This is a genomic window from Rhizobium skierniewicense (assembly GCF_014196515.1).
GTDB lineage: Bacteria > Pseudomonadota > Alphaproteobacteria > Rhizobiales > Rhizobiaceae > Agrobacterium > Agrobacterium skierniewicense.
The window spans coordinates 1-17,739 of record NZ_JACIDV010000006.1; the positions used below are offsets into that span (position 1 = coordinate 1).

Annotated in this window: 16 protein-coding genes; 12 read left to right on the plus strand and 4 right to left on the minus strand. The window is 56.4% G+C overall.

Features of this window, described 5'->3' with window-relative positions:
• Positions 1-293: 293 nt before the first annotated feature.
• From GGQ73_RS10740 to GGQ73_RS10760, 5 genes are all read left to right on the plus strand, one after another.
• Positions 294-1,244 carry a phosphoribosylaminoimidazolesuccinocarboxamide synthase gene (locus tag GGQ73_RS10740; protein WP_183896166.1) on the plus strand — a complete coding sequence of 317 codons (951 nt, stop codon included), beginning with the start codon at positions 294-296 and terminating at the stop codon, positions 1,242-1,244.
• Positions 1,241-1,903 carry a TetR/AcrR family transcriptional regulator gene (locus GGQ73_RS10745; protein ID WP_412762971.1) on the plus strand — a complete coding sequence of 221 codons (663 nt, stop codon included), beginning with the start codon at positions 1,241-1,243 and terminating at the stop codon, positions 1,901-1,903. The genes GGQ73_RS10740 and GGQ73_RS10745 overlap by 4 nt, the downstream gene beginning before the upstream one ends.
• A gap of 134 nt (positions 1,904-2,037) precedes the next feature.
• Positions 2,038-3,252 (plus strand): efflux RND transporter periplasmic adaptor subunit, encoded by a 1,215-nt coding sequence (locus GGQ73_RS10750; protein ID WP_183896168.1) that lies wholly within the window; start codon positions 2,038-2,040, stop codon positions 3,250-3,252.
• 43 nt (positions 3,253-3,295) lie between these two features.
• On the plus strand, positions 3,296-6,385 hold the full coding sequence (locus tag GGQ73_RS10755) for an efflux RND transporter permease subunit (protein ID WP_183896170.1): 3,090 nt from the start codon (positions 3,296-3,298) through the stop codon (positions 6,383-6,385).
• A 141-nt stretch (positions 6,386-6,526) separates the two neighbouring features.
• Positions 6,527-7,978 (plus strand): efflux transporter outer membrane subunit, encoded by a 1,452-nt coding sequence (locus tag GGQ73_RS10760; protein WP_183896172.1) that lies wholly within the window; start codon positions 6,527-6,529, stop codon positions 7,976-7,978.
• A gap of 132 nt (positions 7,979-8,110) precedes the next feature.
• Here the strand turns inward: GGQ73_RS10760 and efp are convergent, their stop codons facing one another.
• On the minus strand, positions 8,111-8,680 hold the full coding sequence (efp, locus tag GGQ73_RS10765) for an elongation factor P (protein ID WP_174154176.1): 570 nt from the start codon (positions 8,678-8,680) through the stop codon (positions 8,111-8,113).
• 206 nt (positions 8,681-8,886) lie between these two features.
• On the opposite strand from efp, the gene epmA reads away from it, so the two are divergent.
• From epmA to GGQ73_RS10780, 3 genes are all read left to right on the plus strand, one after another.
• Positions 8,887-9,951 carry an EF-P lysine aminoacylase EpmA gene (gene epmA / locus GGQ73_RS10770; protein ID WP_183896174.1) on the plus strand — a complete coding sequence of 355 codons (1,065 nt, stop codon included), beginning with the start codon at positions 8,887-8,889 and terminating at the stop codon, positions 9,949-9,951.
• The gene (locus GGQ73_RS10775; protein WP_183896176.1) at positions 9,948-11,000 is read left to right on the plus strand and encodes a lysine-2,3-aminomutase-like protein; all 1,053 of its coding nucleotides are present in this window, start codon (positions 9,948-9,950) and stop codon (positions 10,998-11,000) included. The genes epmA and GGQ73_RS10775 overlap by 4 nt, the downstream gene beginning before the upstream one ends.
• Before the next feature lie 379 nt (positions 11,001-11,379).
• Positions 11,380-11,571, plus strand: coding sequence for a hypothetical protein (locus tag GGQ73_RS10780; RefSeq protein WP_174154179.1), 192 nt, complete (start codon positions 11,380-11,382; stop codon positions 11,569-11,571).
• A 117-nt stretch (positions 11,572-11,688) separates the two neighbouring features.
• Here the strand turns inward: GGQ73_RS10780 and GGQ73_RS10785 are convergent, their stop codons facing one another.
• A complete protein-coding gene (locus GGQ73_RS10785; protein WP_183896178.1) occupies positions 11,689-11,925 on the minus strand; it encodes an Lrp/AsnC ligand binding domain-containing protein in 237 nt (78 codons plus the stop codon).
• A 284-nt stretch (positions 11,926-12,209) separates the two neighbouring features.
• Here GGQ73_RS10785 and GGQ73_RS10790 point away from each other — a divergent pair, with 284 nt between their 5' ends.
• From GGQ73_RS10790 to modC, 4 genes are all read left to right on the plus strand, one after another.
• A complete protein-coding gene (locus GGQ73_RS10790; protein WP_183896180.1) occupies positions 12,210-13,493 on the plus strand; it encodes an NAD(P)/FAD-dependent oxidoreductase in 1,284 nt (427 codons plus the stop codon).
• A gap of 270 nt (positions 13,494-13,763) precedes the next feature.
• A complete protein-coding gene (gene modA / locus GGQ73_RS10795; protein WP_183896182.1) occupies positions 13,764-14,555 on the plus strand; it encodes a molybdate ABC transporter substrate-binding protein in 792 nt (263 codons plus the stop codon).
• A 38-nt stretch (positions 14,556-14,593) separates the two neighbouring features.
• The gene (modB, locus tag GGQ73_RS10800) at positions 14,594-15,295 is read left to right on the plus strand and encodes a molybdate ABC transporter permease subunit (RefSeq protein WP_174154183.1); all 702 of its coding nucleotides are present in this window, start codon (positions 14,594-14,596) and stop codon (positions 15,293-15,295) included.
• Positions 15,292-16,368 carry a molybdenum ABC transporter ATP-binding protein gene (gene modC, locus GGQ73_RS10805; RefSeq protein WP_183896184.1) on the plus strand — a complete coding sequence of 359 codons (1,077 nt, stop codon included), beginning with the start codon at positions 15,292-15,294 and terminating at the stop codon, positions 16,366-16,368. The genes modB and modC overlap by 4 nt, the downstream gene beginning before the upstream one ends.
• On the opposite strand, the gene GGQ73_RS10810 is transcribed toward modC, so the two are convergent.
• Together GGQ73_RS10810 and GGQ73_RS10815 are read right to left on the minus strand one after the other, a co-directional pair.
• On the minus strand, positions 16,362-16,730 hold the full coding sequence (locus GGQ73_RS10810) for a winged helix-turn-helix domain-containing protein (RefSeq protein ID WP_183896186.1): 369 nt from the start codon (positions 16,728-16,730) through the stop codon (positions 16,362-16,364). The two genes, modC and GGQ73_RS10810, sit on opposite strands and share 7 nt — an antisense overlap.
• On the minus strand, positions 16,727-17,725 hold the full coding sequence (locus GGQ73_RS10815; protein ID WP_183896188.1) for a P1 family peptidase: 999 nt from the start codon (positions 17,723-17,725) through the stop codon (positions 16,727-16,729). The genes GGQ73_RS10810 and GGQ73_RS10815 overlap by 4 nt, the downstream gene beginning before the upstream one ends.
• Positions 17,726-17,739: the final 14 nt, after the last annotated feature.

Here is a 17,739-nt window from a genome sequence, read left to right on the forward strand (position 1 = left end):
CAGTTTTCTCCAGAACGAAGGACATCGTCGCTAGCAGCGCCGCCGCCCTCGTCAGTGAGCGGACTTATAGAGGACACCAATCAAACAAGTCAACAGCACGGATGAAGAAAAAATGACATATTTTATAACCCGATGATTATAATGGGTTTTTAGGATATATGACATTTTCACCTCTCAATATGGCGGTAAAAGGCGATACTGGTTCTTCCGCTTAAAACGTGCGATAGGGTCTCTCATACTCTCCGGCCTGTCTGCGCCGGTCACCCCCTTATAGAGAGAGATTGGACAGTCCCGTGCGTGTTCTTGCAGAAGCCGCCATTCCTGAACTTCCCCACTATTATCGCGGCAAGGTTCGCGAGAACTACGACATGCCCGACGGCAATCGCATTATCATCTCGACAGATCGTCTCAGCGCCTTCGACCGCGTCCTGACCTGCATACCTTATAAGGGGCAGGTTCTGACACAAACGGCGCGATACTGGTTCGAACAGACGAAAGACATTTGTCCGAACCATGTTGTCTCCTATCCCGATCCGAATGTCGTGATTGGCCGGCGTCTGGATATTCTGCCGGTCGAAATCGTCGTGCGTGGTTATCTTGCCGGAACAACGGGAACCTCTATTCTGACACTCTATAAGAACGGCGAGCGACAGATGTATGGCGTCTCCTTTCCTGAAGGAATGAAAGACAACCAGGTGCTACCCGAACCGATCATTACGCCGACCAGCAAAGAGTTCGATGGCGGCCATGATGAGCCACTCACGCCCGCCGAAATCATCGAAAAGGGATTGCTGACGCAGCAGCAATGGGAAACGCTTTCCACATATGCGCTGGCCTTGTTCAAGCGTGGGCAGGACCTCGCGGCCAAGCGAGGCCTCATCCTGGTAGACACAAAGTATGAATTCGGCACAGACGAAGATGGCAAGATCATCCTTGCTGACGAAATCCATACGCCAGATAGCAGCCGCTATTGGATGGCCGATAGCTACGAGCAAGCTTTTACGAGCGGCACCCGCCCCTACAGTTTCGACAAGGATTTCGTTCGTTCCTGGGTGGCCGAGCGCTGCGATCCCTATAAGGATGAAATTCCCGAGATTCCCGAGGACCTCGTGATCCAGACATCCAAAGTGTATATCGAAGCCTTCGAACGTATCACCGGAGACGTCTTTCGGGCTGACGATCGTGAAGCAACAGTGTTTGATAGAGTACGAAAAAATCTGGAGCCGTTTTTCCAGGGAGCGTGATTTTGACAAAAGTATCCGGACAGATCTCATCGAAAAAAGACGAAACAGGCGTGCCCAGGCAGCGCCAGCGTCGTTCCGCCGAAGAAACCCGTCGCGATATTCTGGCCATGACGGAACGGCTTTTCCGTGCGCGCGGTTTCGGGTCGGTCTCCATCGCCGACATCGCCGCTGCGCTCAACATGTCGCCTGCCAACGTGTTCAAGCATTTTCACTCTAAGAATGCGCTTGTCGACGCCATTTTCCTCCAGCAAATCCGTTTGCTGGAACAGAAGCTGGACCCGCTCGACGGGACGCATTCACCGTTCGAAAGATTGAGCCATCTGGCGCGCAGCCTGATGGAGAACCACCGTCGCGATCTGAACGACAATCCCTACATCTTCGAAATGATTCTGATGACGGCCAAAAGAGAACTTGCGTGCGGCCAGTATTATGAGAATGTTATCACAAACCTTCTGGCCGCCATTATCAAAGATGGAATAGCGGGGGGGATCTATGCGCAGACAGACGTGGACACCTCGGCACGTACAGCACTCATGGCATTGATAAGCGTCCTGCATCCCGCGCTGATCGCCCATGAGGAAGTCGACATTTTAGCAACACGAAGTCAGGAACTGGCGCGACTGATAGATTGTGCACTGCGGTATGGGATTGCTAAGTGACGATAACACATATACGTCACCTGTTCCTGAAATGCCGTCCTGACGATCTGCCCGCCGATTGAACCCGCCGGAGCAAAACGCTCAGGCCCCGTCACAGCAGCACTGAATTGCGACCGTTGAACATGAGAAAAACGATGAAAAGCCGTCTCGCTCCTCTATTCACCATCTTGCTCATGGCGGGCGTTGTTGCCGGCTGCAGCGATAGCGAAGATACAAAGCAGGCTCCGGCACAAGGTGCGCAGCGCCCGCCTGCGCCAGTCAGCGTCATCTCCATGAAAAAGAGCGACTACCCGCTGACGACATTGTTGTCCGGTCGCGCTGAAGCTTTCCAGATCGCCGCTATTCGTCCACGTGTCAGCGGGATCATCAAACAGATCGCCTTCAAGGAAGGCGGCTTCGTGAAATCGGGCGACGTCTTGTACAAGATCGATGACGATACGTATCAGGCCGCTTTCGCCGAAGCGCAGGCCGCCCTGGAGCGTGCTGAAGTCAGCGTTCCCGCAGCCGAAGCGAATTTGCAGCGCTATGAGCGCCTCGCCAATAGTGGCGCGTCTCAAAAAGAATTCGAAGATGCGCGCACGACTTTGCTCCAGGCAAGGGCCTCTGTTGCAGAAGCACGTGCCACTTTGCAGACGGCGCAGATCAACCTGTCCTTGACTGATGTGCGCGCTCCCTTTGACGGCGTGACATCCGCCACGAATTTCTCGATCGGAAACGTCGTCACCGCGAGCCAGACCGATTCCCTGACCACGCTTCGCCAGATTAATCCCATCTACATCCAGCTCAACGAATCCAGTGTGAACCTTCTTCGTTTGCAGTCTGCGATCAAGGCTGGAAAGCTGGAGCGAAGCGACAACAGCGAGACGACAGACATTCGCTTGACGCTTGAAGACGGGTCGGAATATCCCGGCGTCGGCAAACTCGACATGTCGGAAATGGCCGTCAGCACGACAACGGGCACAGTGTCCATACGCACCCTGTTTGAAAATCCCGACAACACCATTCTTCCAGGAATGTATGTTCGCGCCACAATCACCATTGGCAAGGAAATCGGCTACCTCATTCCCCAACGGGCAGCCAGCCGAAACGCCAATGGCGAGTTGACCGCAAAATTCGTGACGGCAGACAACAAGGTCGAGACCAGAACCTTCCCGTCCAGCCAGCTGTCCGGAAACAACTGGCTTGTTACGGAGAATGTTGCGGATGGCGACAAGCTGATTGCGGACGGGTTTCAATGGATAACCGACAATGCCGCCGTCAATCCCATACCGGTCGAAATCGATGAAAAGGGATCTATCATTGAAAAGTCGGGCGCTCAGGCCGCGCCAGCTCCCGCGCCGAAATCATGATGTCTGAAGACATGCTCGGCAACATCGTGATCAGGAACTAGATATGTCAAAATTTTTCATTCGGCGACCGATCTTTGCTTGGGTCATCTCCATCGTCATCATGTTGGGCGGCGTGCTGGCTATCAGCACCTTGTCGATTTCCCAATATCCGGAAATTGCTCCACCGACGATCCGCATCAGCGCAAGTTATACTGGCGCGAGTGCCGATACTGTGCGAAAAACCGTTACGCAGATCATTGAAGACGGTATGACCGGCCTCGATGGGCTGACCTATATGAACTCGTCATCGACCACCGGATCGGCAAGCATCACTCTGACATTCGACAATAGCGTCAACAGCGATATTGCCCAGGTGCAGGTTCAGAACAAACTCCAACTCGTCACCTCGCAATTGCCATCCGTCGTTCAGGATCTCGGCATCGAAGTGACAAAGTCGACGTCGAGTATCCTTTTGGTGGGCGCCCTGGTTTCCACGGATGGAAAGCGTTCGTCGGCCGATCTGGGCGACATATTCTCCACCCAGATCGAAGATCAGGTGAAACGCATCGAGGGCGTCGGCAATATCAACGCCTTTGGTTCGGCTTACGCGATGCGCATCTGGCTCGACCCTTTCAAGCTGAAGAAATTCCAGCTGACGCCAGCGGATGTCACGGGAGCCATTCAGTCGCAGAATACGCAGGTTTCCGTTGGTTCGGTGGGCGGATTGCCTTCGGTGGAAGGTCAGCAGATCAACGTCACGATGACCGCACAAAGCCAGCTGACGACCGTTTCCGATTTTGAGCGCATCATTCTCAAGGTCGACAATACAGCGGCCAATGTGCGGCTGAGTGACGTTGCGCGCGTTGAGATCGGTCAGGAAACCTACGCTTCGACCTCACGTTCGAACCGCCAGCCTGCCTCCGGTTTCGCCGTCAACCTGGCAACGGGTGCCAACGCGCTCGACACAGCCGCTCTGGTCAAGGCAAAACTGGAGCAAGTCGCTCCAACCCTGCCGCAGAACGTCAAAGTCATATACCCCTATGATACGACACCGTTCGTTTCACTTTCGATCGAAAAAGTCGTGCACACGCTGATCGAAGCCATCGTACTGGTCTTCGTCGTGCTGTTGGTCTTCCTTCAGAACCTGCGTGCCACATTCATTCCGATGATTGCGGTTCCCGTTGTACTTCTCGGCACCTTCGGCATCTTGGCGCTCACTGGATACTCGATCAACACGCTCACGATGTTTGCGATGGTTCTTGCCATCGGTCTCCTCGTCGACGATGCGATCGTTGTTGTTGAAAACGTCGAGCGCATCATGTCGGAGGAGGGTTTGAGCCCGCTGGAAGCCACCGAGAAATCCATGGGCGAAATCACCGGTGCCATCGTCGGTATTGCGCTGGTTCTGACAGCGGTCTTCATTCCCATGGCCTTCTTCGGCGGATCGACGGGCATCATCTATCGTCAGTTTTCCGTCACCATCGTCTCGGCAATGCTGCTGTCTGCTGTCGTAGCCATCGTTCTGACGCCGGCGCTTTGCGCAACGATGTTGAAGCCCATCGATCATAAAAAGAAGACCCGTGGCCCTGGTGCGTGGTTCAACCGTAACTTTGACCGGACCACCACGGGATATGTCAGCTCGATCGCCTATCTTCTGAAGCGGCCGTTGCGTGTGCTTTTGATGTTCGCAATCGTCGTGGGAGGATGTGCTTGGTTCTTCTCCCGCTTGCCTTCATCCTTCCTGCCACAGGAAGACCAGGGCGTGTTGATGACGATCATTCAGCTGCCCAACGGTTCGACCAGTGCACAAACCGCAAAGGTCGTCGAAAAAGTTGAGAACTACTATCTCGACAAGGAAAAAGACGTCATCGACAGTATCTTTGCCGTGAACGGCTTCAGCTTTACCGGCAGTGGACAAAGCTATGCCCTCGTCTTTGCAAAGCTGAAAGATTTCGATCAGCGAACGGACCCGAATACGGCGGCCTCGGCAGTTGTCCAGCGCGCGATGGGAACGTTCATGACCTTCCGCGAAGCACAGGTCTTCCCCATTCTCCCACCGGCCATTCAGGGCCTTGGCAACTCCAGTGGCTTTTCCATGTATCTGGTGGACAGTGGAAACCGGGGAGGTGACGCCCTTGTCAGCGCATCAAAGCAACTCATCCAGGCTGCAAACTCAAGCGGTATGATCACCGCAATGCGTGCCAATGACCGCGATCAGGAAAGTCAGGTGAAGCTCGAGTTGGACCAGGAAAAGCTTGGGGCGATGGGCCTCAGCACCTCGGAAGTGAACTCCATGCTGACCACGATCTTTGCCGGCAGCCGTGTCAATGACTTCACGCTCAACAACAAGATCAAGAAGGTTTACGTGCAGTCTGATGCGCCATACCGCATGCAGGCCGAAGACCTGAAATACTGGAACGCCCGAAATTCGGGCAACGAGATGGTACCCTTCACGTCATTCACGACCGCAAAATGGGTGAACGGTTTGCCATCCGTCTCTGCATACAACGCGGCCAACGCCTTCTCCCTCGAAGGCGCCGCACCTCCAGGCGTAAGCTCTGGTGATGCGATGAACGAGGTGGAACGCATCGTTTCCCAGATGGACGGCGGGTACTCAGTCGCCTGGACTGGATTGTCCTTTCAGGAACGTCTCTCCGGATCGCAGGCACCCTTGCTTTATGCGCTCTCGGTTCTGATCGTCTTCCTGTGCCTTTCGGCGCTCTATGAAAGCTGGTCGATCCCGTTTTCCGTCATCATGGCTGTCCCCGTCGGTGTCCTCGGCGCCTTGGCTGCAGCGCACTTCTTCGGACAGTCGAACGACGTGTACTTCAAGGTTGGTCTTCTGACGACGATCGGCCTTGCGGCGAAAAACGCGATCCTGATTGTGGAGTTTGCCAAGGAACGGCAGGAGCACGGCTTGAGTCTTCTGGACGCCACACTTGAGGCTGCAAAGCTCAGATTGCGTCCCATCATCATGACCTCCCTCGCTTTCATCCTGGGTGTTGTTCCCTTGGCCATTGCCAGCGGCGCAGGCTCTGCGGCGCAGAATGCGATCGGTATCGGCGTTCTCGGTGGTATGCTTTCTGCAACACTCCTCGGAATTTTCTTCATTCCATCGTTTTTCGTCATGATTCGGGGCCTATCTAAACGTTAACAAACCAAAAACATGCTAGCAAAACCGCAAGACGCTGTTAGAAATGTTGGCAATTGTGAACCGCATCTTTTCAGCCCACAGCAGTGCGTCGCTCGTTTCGACTGAGGTGCTCAATGCGCCAAATTAAATTGGGATAATTTCATGCCGTCTATTCGTGTTACCATTCCTCTCACGATGCTTCTGCTTTCCGGTTGCGTTGTCGGTCCCGACCATAAGGCTCCAGAAGCGCAGCTTCCCGTCAAATTCGCTGAAGGCGGAAAGACCAGCAATGGTGACGTTGCGACAGTTGCGTGGTGGAACGCGTTTAACGACAGCCGCCTTAACGGCTATGTCGAGACAGGTCTGGCGCAGAACCTGACAGTTCTTCAGGCCATCGAGCGCATCAATCAGGCCCAGTCCCAGATCACCGTTGCGGGTGCAGGCGCTCTTCCAAGCCTGACCGGCTCTGGCAGTCACACGACATCGCAGACGAAAGGCAGCTTCCCGTCGAATAGCTCCTCCGTTCAGAACGTCTCAGGCGGCGCGCTTGATGCATCATGGCTGCTGGATCTCTTCGGCCAATACCGCCGCGCCAAGGAAAGCGCCGGAGCGTCCCTCGATGCCGCCTATTCCACGGCCGACGTTCAGCGCTTGACGTTGATTTCATCCGTGGTTTCCGCCTATATCGACGTTCGTTTCTATCAGGAGCGACTGGCAATTGCCCGCGCCAACCTGAAGTCACGCCGAGAAACGCTCGACCTGACCAAGCTTCAGCTTGAAGCCGGTGCAGCGTCTCGTCTCGATGTCGTTCAGTCAGAAGGTCTGGTCAACTCGACACTTGCGGACATGCCGGGCCTGGAAACAAGCTTCCGTCAAGCGGCGCATCGTATTGCAACGCTACTGGGCATGCCGGCATCGTCGCTGGTCGTCGAATTGCAGCGCGGTGCACGTCAGCCAGTCGCTCGTAAGGCGCCGCTGACAGGTATTCCAGCCGACCTGATCCGCAACCGTCCTGACATCCGTGTGGCTGAACGCAATCTGGCCGCGGCTGTCGCGGAGATTGGTGTTGCCGAATCGCGCTTGTATCCAAGCATCACGATCAGTGGCTCGATTTCGCCAAGCTACGTGAACCTTTCCAACAACGGTTCGCGCGGAACATCGAACTCCTGGTCCTTCGGTCCAAGTCTCGTGCTGCCAATCCTTGATGGTGGCAGCCTGCGTGCGAATGTGGACATTGCCAAATCTGCCGCTCGCGAGCAGTACCTGGCATGGAAGGAAACCGTGCTGAACGGCATGGAAGAGGTTGAGAACGCACTTGCTGCGGTCAACCGCGACAAGCAGACAGAAGATGCGCTGCGCAGAACCGTCAAGTCCTATGAAGAAGCCCTGTCGCTCGCGACAGCAAGCTACCGTGATGGTGCGTCCTCGCTGCTCGACGTTCTCGATGCGCAGCGTCAGGTGTCCACGGCACAGGCCAACCTTGCGACAGCCGTTCAGACAACCGCGCAGGACTATGTGCGGCTGAGCGTTGCACTGGGTGGCGGCTATGCCGTCGGCGCCCCGACAAAGGCGTCCAACACCATCATGGCGGCCAACACGCCCAAGGGCATGTAAACCGGCGATCCACGATTGATCCGGACATCCATCCCGCAACGAAAGTTGCGGGATTTTTTGTGCGCAGTGCGGACAACGAAAAAAGCCTCGGATCACTCCGAGGCTTTTCTCAAACAGGACTGGCTGCGAAGATCAGCTCTTAGCGCGCTCGACATAGGAATTGTCTTCGGTCGCGACAACAACACGGATACCGGCGTCGATGTGGGGCGGCACCATCGTGCGGATGCCGTTGGACAGGATCGCAGGCTTGTAGGACGACGATGCCGTCTGGCCCTTCACGACCGGTTCGGTTTCCATGATCTCAAGTGTGACATGACGGGGAAGAATAACTGCCAGCGGCAGACCCTCGTGGATCGACAACACGCAGGTCATGCCTTCCTGGAGATAGGCCTTCTGGTCGCCCATGGTCTCGGAATCCACGACGACCTGGTCGTAGTTCTCTGGGTTCATGAAGTGGAAACCTTCACCGTCTTCGTACAAGAACTGGAAGTTCAAGTCTTCGACAAATGCCCGCTCGACCTGCTCGGTCGTGCGCCAGCGTTCCGAAACCTTCACGCCATCCGAGATGCGACGCATATCGACCTGCGTCACGGGCGTACCCTTGCCGGGATGGAAGTTGTTGGCGGTGAGAACGACATAGAGCTTGCCATCGACGTCGATAACATTGCCCTTGCGCACGGATGAGGCGATAACCTTGACCATAGGATTTCCTTGTAACTCAATGAAATGCGTCGTAAAGGACCGCGCGGCTGCATCGACCCGATGGACGTTTTTTATGTTTTATGGGGCGCACCTACCTTAAATCCGCAGGAATTGCCAGCCTCCAACCGCATCGAACAGAAAACTGTGCCACGGATTTCGGATAATTCGATACTACGGCACAGTTGGCATCGCAAAGAAAGCAGCAGATGGGCTCAAACCTTCACACAACGTCCGCCTGGTGGACGCCCGATGTGCATCAGGATCGCCGCCCCTTTCTTTTGGGAAGAAACGCTATCCAGGCAGCCATCCGTCGCTTTTTTGCAGACGACGACTTTCTGGAGGTCGACACGGCCACGCTACAGATCTCTCCGGGCAACGAGGCGCATCTCCATGCCTTCGCGACAACCGGAATAACCACAAGCGGTGAGCATGCTCCGCTTTATCTGCACACATCCCCGGAATTTGCGTGCAAGAAACTGCTGGCTGCGGGGGAAAGGCGGATCAGTTGTTTCGCGCATGTCTACCGCAACAGAGAGCGCGGCCCTTTACACCATCCTGAATTCACGATGCTGGAGTGGTACCGCGTCGGCGAGACTTACGAGACCCTGATGCGCGACAGTGCTGATCTGCTGGCTCTGGCTGCCGAGACGATGAAGACGACAAGCTTCACCTATGGCGGCCACAGTGTCGATCCGTTTCTGGAACCTGAGCGACTGAGTGTCGCTGAGGCTTTTCAGCGTTACGGCAGCATCGATCTACTGGCGACCATCGACAAAAACGGTGAAACGGACCGGGATCACCTTGCTCGCCAGCTCAACAAGGCCGGAATTCGTGTAGCGAGTGACGACAGCTGGGCCGATATGTTCAGCCGCGTCATCGTGGAACGGGTGGAGCCAAAGCTGGGCTTTGGGCGCGCCACCATTCTGGACGAATATCCCACCAGCGAAGCGGCCCTTGCCCGTCGCTCTCCCGGAGATGGACGCGTTGCGGAACGCTTTGAACTCTATGCCTGCGGGGTGGAATTGGCCAATGCCTTCGGTGAACTGACCGATGCAGCCGAGCAGCGCCGTCGTTTCGAGATCGAAATGACAGAAAAGCAGCGCGTCTATGGTGAAACCTACCCGATCGACAACGACTTTCTCGCCGCACTTGCCGTCATGCCTGCGGCAAGTGGCATTGCGCTCGGTTTCGATCGCCTGGTGATGCTGGCCACCGGCGCACCACGCATCGATCTGGTCATGTGGGCACCTGTCGCAGGTTACGGATCATGACCGTCCGCAGCCTGAAATCGCCGGAAGACCTGGTAGACGCGGGTCTCATCGATGAAAGCAGACTGGAAAGCGTTCGTCGCGTCACCGAGAGGTACGCGGTGGCTGTCACGCCTGCTATGGCCGGTCTCATCGATGGAAACGATGCCAGCGACCCGATCGGGTTACAGTTCCTGCCAAGTGAGGCAGAACTGCTGCAAACGCCGGAAGAGCGGGCTGACCCCATCAGCGACGAAGCGCATAGTCCCGTTCCCGGTATCGTCCACCGCTATCCCGACCGTGTCCTCTTGAAGGCCGTGCACGTATGCCCGGTCTATTGTCGCTTCTGCTTCCGCCGGGAAATGGTTGGCCCACAGGGCAACGGCACGATGGGCGCCGACGAGCTGTCAACGGCCCTCGCCTACATCAGGGACCATGAAGAAATCTGGGAGGTCATCTTGACGGGCGGCGATCCGCTCGTGCTCTCGCCACGGCGTCTGACAGCCATCATGGAGGGCCTGAAGGCAATCGCGCATGTCAAAATCGTGCGGTTTCACACACGCGTGCCGGTTGTCGATCCCGGCCACATCGAAACGCAACTGATTGAAGCTCTGAAGTCCAGCGGCAAGACGACCTACATCGCACTCCATGCCAACCACCCCCGCGAGCTGACCCAGGAAGCGCGGGCCGCATGTGCAAGACTGATTGACGCTGGCATCGCAATGGTCAGCCAGTCGGTTCTGTTGAAAGGTATCAATGACGCCCCTGACATCCTCGCCGATCTCATGCGCGCTTTCGTGGAGACGCGGGTTAAACCCTATTATCTCCACCATCCTGACCTTGCCCCAGGCACCAGCCACTTCCGGATGAATATTGAGGACGGCCAGCGAATCATAGCGGCCATGCGCGGATATATCTCCGGTCTGTGTCAGCCGACCTATGTGCTGGATATTCCCGGCGGCCATGGAAAAGCCGTCATAGGTCAGAATGCGGCAGCGAAACAGCCAGAGGGTTGCTATTCCATTTCCGATTTCAACGGCAACGATCACATCTACCCGCCATCGGCGGAATAGATGCCGCTAATAAGAGCGGCATATCAACGGCTCGTCCGCATCTGGGCAAAGAAACAAAAATTTCACAATTCCGCCCCCATCCTGTCATCATAAAGAAAAATATTCTACCTATATTGAAAATCATTGATTACGCCGCGAATCTGGAGTATCAGTGAGTCTGCTGGAGAAGGTTGTCTCCAGTCCTCCGGATCCATACCAAGCAGGGAGAGTGACATGTCAAATATGAAACGCATTGCCGCAATCCTTGACGAGCGGTTTGTGAGTGCCGGATACACATCCATGTGTTCCCGCTGCTGTCGAATGTGACCTGACGGTCCATCTTTCTTCAAATTCGATTCGACGAAATGCTGTGTGCCAAGCCACAGTGGGAGTATGTATGATGCAAAAGCAAGTTATTGAATTCGCTGGTGAACCGGTTGGGATCGTTGTCCCGGACAACAACCGTCTGAAGTTCATTGCTGTGAAGTATCACGTTCACGACCTAGACGAACAGCGCTTCGACAGCGCCGATGATGTACGGCTTGCCATTCGCAACCTTGTGCGCGATCGCAACGTCGCAGCCCTTGTCTAAAAACAGTTGCCCATGCGCTTGAGTGGCCAAGATTGTTGTCGTGTTCAGGTCTGTGAGATCAGTCAAAAGGTGTTGCCTCAAAAGAGACGACGCCTTTTGTGCCTTCAAGACTGACAATCAGAATGCCGTGAACGTCAGCGTCGTCAAAGACCGAACGATACCTGGAATATTGACGATGTTTTCATTGATGAATTTGCCAACATCCTCGTCGGTCGAAAGATAAATCTTCAAGAGAAGATCATATTCTCCGCTCGTCGAATACAGCTCGGATACGAGCTCCGTTTTATAGATGGCATCGGCAACGTTATAGGTCTTGCCGGGCGTGCATTGAAGCTGAACGAAAATGGGCTTCATGATGTGTTTCCCGTCACGAATTGAAAGCACGCATGGCAGACCGCCTTGCGCTATGCTGCACTATTGTCCGAGCTGAGCATCTGTTTCAAGCCTGTTTCCTCGCCGTCCAACCAACCTGTCATGACCGAGGACAGATAGGGCGACCATATTCCCGCCCGGCATGACATGATGACGATATGTCGGTAGTCTCCTGTACCGGGCAGGATTAAGCTGACCGATATGTGTGAAGGATCGGCACGGCCGAAGAACGGCACACATTGCTTCCGCATCCTTGGGTGACCTCAATGTACAATGATCCACGCTCTCACGGCCTTTGGGAAAAAACAGCGCCACCTCCACCACTCACCACATCGCTCGTAGGTCATGAGACGACGAATGTCGTCGTTGTCGGCGCGGGTTTTACCGGTCTTTCCGCGGCTCTGCATCTGGCTGAGCGCGGCATCAAGGCCATCGTTTTGGAAGGCAAGGAGATCGGCTTTGGGGGCGCTGGCCGCAATGTCGGTTTGATCAATGGCGGCATGTGGGTCATGCCCAAGGAACTGCCCAACGTGCTCGGTCCTGTTTATGGCGAACGTCTCCTCGACCTTCTCGGCAATGCTCCTTTCCTCGTGCGCGAGATCATCGAAAAGCACGGGATTGAATGCCAGCTTGAAAAGCACGGCACGCTTCATGTCGCCGTGGGCGACAAGGGGCTCGCCGAAATTCGCGAACGATGCGCCCAGTGGGCTGCACGTGGTGCGCCGGTACGCATTCTGGATGCACAGGAAACGGCCAGCCGCGTCGGCTCATCTGCCTATAGCGGCGCATTGCTGGATGAGCGTGCGGGCACGTTACAGCCGCTTGCCTATGTCAGGGGTCTGGCGAAGGCGGCGCAGACCGCTGGTGCCACAATCTATACCGCAAGCCCCGTTATCGATAGCCAGCCGGATGGTGACGGCTGGGTGGTAACAACAGAAAGCGGCTCGGTTCGCGCCGATTGGGTCATCGTCGCAACAGAGGCTTACAGCACAGGCCCGTGGAAAATGGTCCGCGAAGAGCAGGTCTACCTCCCCTATTTCAATGTCGCGACCAAACCCTTGGGCGATAATCTTCGACAAACGATCCTGCCGAACCGTGAAGGCTGTTGGGACACGAACGAAATCCTCTCCTCCTTTCGCATGGACAAGGCAGGGCGCCTCGTATTCGGCAGCGTCGGAGCGTTGCGCAACACCGGCGCTCATATTCACCCCGCATGGGCCAAGCGCGCTATGAAGCGTCTCTTCCCACAGCTGGGTGAGATCGAATTTGAATGCGAGTGGTACGGCCAGATCGGCATGACGGACGATTCGGTGCCACGCTTCCACAAATTCGCAAAAAATGTTGTCGGCTTCTGTGGCTACAACGGTCGCGGCATCGCACCGGGAACAGTCTTCGGCAAAACGCTGGCCGCGCATGTAGCGGGCGATATAGCAGAAGACGACCTGCCCTTACCCATTAGCACACCACAAGCCCGTACTGTGCTTGCATTGAGAGAAGCCTATTACGAAGCAGGGGCACAGATCGCGCATTTCGCAGGCGAGCGGATTTAAACATCCGCTGCTCAGGCCCTGTCGAGAGCCGTAGTCTGTTGCGGTACAGGACAGACCGAGCACATTGAGATTTTGGTTCAGGAGTCGGATAGCAGCCAGCGGCAAAGTTGCTCTGATTGCCCAAACGAAATGTTCCGCTTTTCCGGTCTTCGATGTAGCAATCGCCACCACGTGGCCGTCATCTACCGTTATATCCTTGAAAATATAAAGCCGTATCTCTAAACAGTTTCGATATATTCGTTTGGATATTTTACTAAAGGGGCAAAGGGTATGGAAATTCGTCGTCGTCTTATCAGAACCATTCTTGCGGCAGTTATCGGCTCTGTGGTGGCGGGCATTGGCCTGTCTGCACCGGTTTTTGCGCAGGACAAGGTCACTGTTTTTGCCGCCGCCAGCATGAAGAACGCGCTTGATGAGGCAAACGGCGCATGGGCCAAGGAAACCGGGAACGAAGCCACCGTTTCCTATGCCGCGAGTTCTGCTCTGGCCAAACAGATCGAAGCGGGTGCGCCGGCCGATCTGTTCATTTCGGCCGATCTGGCCTGGATGGATTATGTCGCCGGAAAAAAGCTGATCAAAGACGACACTCGCACCAACCTGCTGGGCAACCGTCTGGTGCTGGTTGCGCCTGCCGATAAGGCAAAGCCTGTCGAGATCAAGCAGGGTTTTGATCTTGCAACGCTGGTGGGTGACGGCAAGCTGGCCATGGGCGCAGTGGATAGTGTTCCAGCTGGAAAATATGGCAAGGCCGCGTTGGAAAAGCTTGGCGTCTGGTCATCTGTAGAAAGCAGGGTTGCTGGCGCGGAAAGCGTGCGTGCAGCGCTTGTCCTCGTCTCCCGCGGTGAAGCGCCCTACGGCATCGTCTACCAGACAGATGCCGCCGCCGACAAAGGCGTCACGATCGTCGGCACCTTCCCGCAGGACAGCCATGAGCCGATCATCTATCCGGTTGCCATTCTCTCGAATACCAAAAGCCTCGCGGCAACTGCCTATCTCGAATTCCTGAAATCGGCGAAGGCTGCCCCTTTCTTTGAAAAGCAGGGGTTTACCATTCTGAAGTAAGGTCGGACTTTCACGATTCTATCGACAGGAATGGCAAATTGGATTGGCTCACTCTCAGTGCGGAAGAATGGACGGCGATACGGTTGAGCCTTTGGGTTTCCAGCATCGCCATGTTTGCCAGCCTTCCCCTGGGCATCCTGATTGCCCTGGCGCTGGCGCGTGGCCAGTTCTGGGGCAAATCGCTGCTCAACGGCATCGTCCACCTCCCTCTCATCCTGCCGCCGGTCGTGACCGGCTTCATTCTCCTCGTCACGTTCGGACGTCGCGGCGTGATCGGCCAATTTCTCGATCAGTATTTCGGTATCGTCTTTTCATTTCGCTGGACGGGGGCGGCACTCGCCTGCGCCATCATGGCCTTTCCGTTGATGGTGCGCTCCATCCGTCTGTCGATCGAAGCCGTTGATCGCAAACTGGAGGAAGCGGCGGGCACTCTGGGTGCAAGCCCCCTTTGGGTCTTTCTCACCGTAACATTGCCGCTGACTCTGCCCGGCATCATCGCAGGCATGATCCTCGCTTTTGCCAAGGCCATGGGGGAGTTTGGTGCAACGATCACCTTCGTTTCGAACATTCCAGGAGAAACACAGACCCTATCGGCGGCAATCTACACCTTCACGCAGGTTCCGGGCGGTGATGCGGGTGCGATGCGGCTGACACTGGTTGCAATCGCCATTTCCATGGTTGCCTTGCTGGCGTCGGAATATCTGGCGCGTATCGTCGGTAACAGGGTGAATGCACAATGACGCTGACGCTCACGGTCCAACACCGGCTGGACGCCTTTACGCTGGATGCCGATCTCACCGCTGGCAAAGGTGTGACCGCACTGTTCGGTCGCTCCGGCTCCGGCAAGACTTCGCTGATCCGCATCATCGCCGGATTGACCAGACCGGACCAAGCCGTATTGAAGCTCGATGATACCGTGCTGGCAGACAGCGCCAACCGCGTGTTTACGCCATGCCACAAACGGCGTTTCGGCACTGTCTTTCAGGAGGCGCGCCTGTTTCCGCATCTCACCGTCGAGCAAAACCTGCACTATGGCCGGTGGTTCTCCGGCAAGACCAGTGTGGAGGCAGACAGCGCGGGTATTATCGATATGCTTGGCATCGGAGCACTGCTGAAAAGGCGCCCGGAAAAGCTGTCGGGCGGTGAAAAGCAGCGCGTGGCGATCGGGCGTGCCCTTTTGTCGTCGCCGCGTCTTCTTTTGATGGACGAGCCTCTGGCAGCACTGGATGAGGCACGCAAGGCCGAGATCATTCCCTATCTTGAAAGGCTTCGTGATGAAACGAAGATACCGATCATCTATGTCAGCCACTCCGTCGCAGAGGTATCGCGCCTCGCCGATCAGATCGTCGTCATGAAAGACGGCCGGATCGACGCCGCTGGCCCGGCAGCGGAAATCCTGTCGCGCCCGGCTTTCAACGCTTACCTGGAGCGGCGTGAGATCGGCAGCATTCTGTCGGGCAGCGTAGACGCCTTCGATGGCGCGCATGGCCTTGCCACGATCAGGCTGAGGGGACTGGTTCTGCATGTGCCCTCAATATCGGCCAAAGTCGGGCACCCGGTTCGCGTTCATATTCCGGCCCGCGATGTGATGCTGGCGACGGTCAAGCCGGAAGGTTTGAGCGCACTCAACATTCTGAAAGGGCGTATCGCAGATATCGTCCTGTTGGATGATGGGATGGCAATGGTGCATGTGAATTGCAACAGCGACATCATCTTGTCGCGCATCACGCGGATGTCCGTCGAACGGCTCGCCTTGACGCCGGAAATGCCGATCTTTGCCGTCATCAAATCGGCAGCACTCGATCCCTACTGATCTTGCCTGCGATGGAATTCGAGCCAATCGAGATCGGCTCTCAGGGCATCGTCCAGACGTTGCTCCATACCGCGATAACGATCGAGCAACGCGCGGCCGAAGTCCGTCAACGCGGCGCCACCACCCTGACTTCCGCCGCGCTGCGATTCGATCACCGGTTCGTTGAACATATGGTTCAGGGCATCCACCAAAAGCCAGGCACGGCGATAGGACATGTCCATCGCGCGTCCGGCAGCAGAGATGGAGCCGGTGGAGACGATAAACTCCATCAGCTGGATCTTACCGCGTCCCAACCTGTCAGCGGGCGGAAAATCGATCCGCAAAACCGTTTTCAGTCGCTCTTTCCCCGCCTCGTCTTTCACGCGGCCACTCCGGCGAAGTGATCCCGCCACGCTTTTTGCGCGCCGTCATGCGGGAGAGCCGTGGCCTCGTGGACACCACGCGCAATGGCCCGGCTGACCACCATGCCTGCCAGATGGCAGAGCTCGGTAAAGTCACTCGCGGTGCTCATGGGCTTGCTGCACATGGCAGCGGCAAACATCGTGTCGCCATCACCCGCAAGATGAGACGGCAGAATGGCACGGGCCAGTCCACCATGCGCCATGATCGAAAGCCGATGTGCTTGTGCTTTCGTCAGCACTGCATCCGTCACCACCGCGCCGATGGTCGTCGCAATAAGCGTCACGCCTTTGATGCGCATGGCCGTATCGGTAGCTGAGAACTGCTGCGGCAAACCGAGCCCGCCGAATTCCCCGTCGCGCTCGTAAGGGGCGGCCCAGAAATGTCGGCTGGTTCCCACCGTCGCGGATCCCATCGCGTTGACGGCGACAATCGCTCCAACCTTATGACCGCCCGACGTTACAGCACTGGCAGACCCCAGCCCGCCCTTGAAGGTCGCCGTGGTCGCACCGGTGCCAGCGCCCACGCTACCCAGCGCAAAGGGCTGAGAGGTCGCAGCCTTGAATGCGTCATAACCCATGTCGCGATAGGGCGAATGCAGGCCCCAATCCTTGTTTCCCCCGTTCAGCAAATCCATCAGAATGGCCTGCGGCACGATGGGAACGCGTGTCGACCCCACGGCGAAACCACGACCCGTTTCGCGAAGCCCCGATTGCACGCCGCCCGCGGCATCCAGCCCAAAGGCAGAGCCGCCGGACAGGACGAGCGCATCCACCATATCCACCGTCATGGACGGGTCAAGCAACGCCGTCTCCCGACCACCCGGCGCACCACCGAGAACAGAACCGGAGGCAATCGCCGGTCGGTCGAAGACGATGGCAGTGACACCCGATCCGAGTTGAAGATCGGTGGCATGGCCAACAGCCACACCTTCGATATCGGTCAGCAGATTGTGCACGTCTGGGTACCTCT

What these genes read in the sequence shown, in the direction of transcription:
- GGQ73_RS10750 (WP_183896168.1), top strand. Translation starts at nt 2,038, where the DNA reads ATGAAAAGCCGTCTCGCTCCTCTATTCACCATCTTGCTCATGGCGGGC.
- GGQ73_RS10755 (WP_183896170.1), top strand. Translation starts at nt 3,296, where the DNA reads ATGTCAAAATTTTTCATTCGGCGACCGATCTTTGCTTGGGTCATCTCC.
- GGQ73_RS10760 (WP_183896172.1), top strand. Translation starts at nt 6,527, where the DNA reads ATGCCGTCTATTCGTGTTACCATTCCTCTCACGATGCTTCTGCTTTCC.
- efp (WP_174154176.1), bottom strand. Translation starts at nt 8,680, where the DNA reads ATGGTCAAGGTTATCGCCTCATCCGTGCGCAAGGGCAATGTTATCGAC.
- epmA (WP_183896174.1), top strand. Translation starts at nt 8,887, where the DNA reads ATGGGCTCAAACCTTCACACAACGTCCGCCTGGTGGACGCCCGATGTG.
- GGQ73_RS10775 (WP_183896176.1), top strand. Translation starts at nt 9,948, where the DNA reads ATGACCGTCCGCAGCCTGAAATCGCCGGAAGACCTGGTAGACGCGGGT.
- GGQ73_RS10780 (WP_174154179.1), top strand. Translation starts at nt 11,380, where the DNA reads ATGCAAAAGCAAGTTATTGAATTCGCTGGTGAACCGGTTGGGATCGTT.
- GGQ73_RS10785 (WP_183896178.1), bottom strand. Translation starts at nt 11,925, where the DNA reads ATGAAGCCCATTTTCGTTCAGCTTCAATGCACGCCCGGCAAGACCTAT.
- GGQ73_RS10790 (WP_183896180.1), top strand. Translation starts at nt 12,210, where the DNA reads ATGTACAATGATCCACGCTCTCACGGCCTTTGGGAAAAAACAGCGCCA.
- modA (WP_183896182.1), top strand. Translation starts at nt 13,764, where the DNA reads ATGGAAATTCGTCGTCGTCTTATCAGAACCATTCTTGCGGCAGTTATC.
- modC (WP_183896184.1), top strand. Translation starts at nt 15,292, where the DNA reads ATGACGCTGACGCTCACGGTCCAACACCGGCTGGACGCCTTTACGCTG.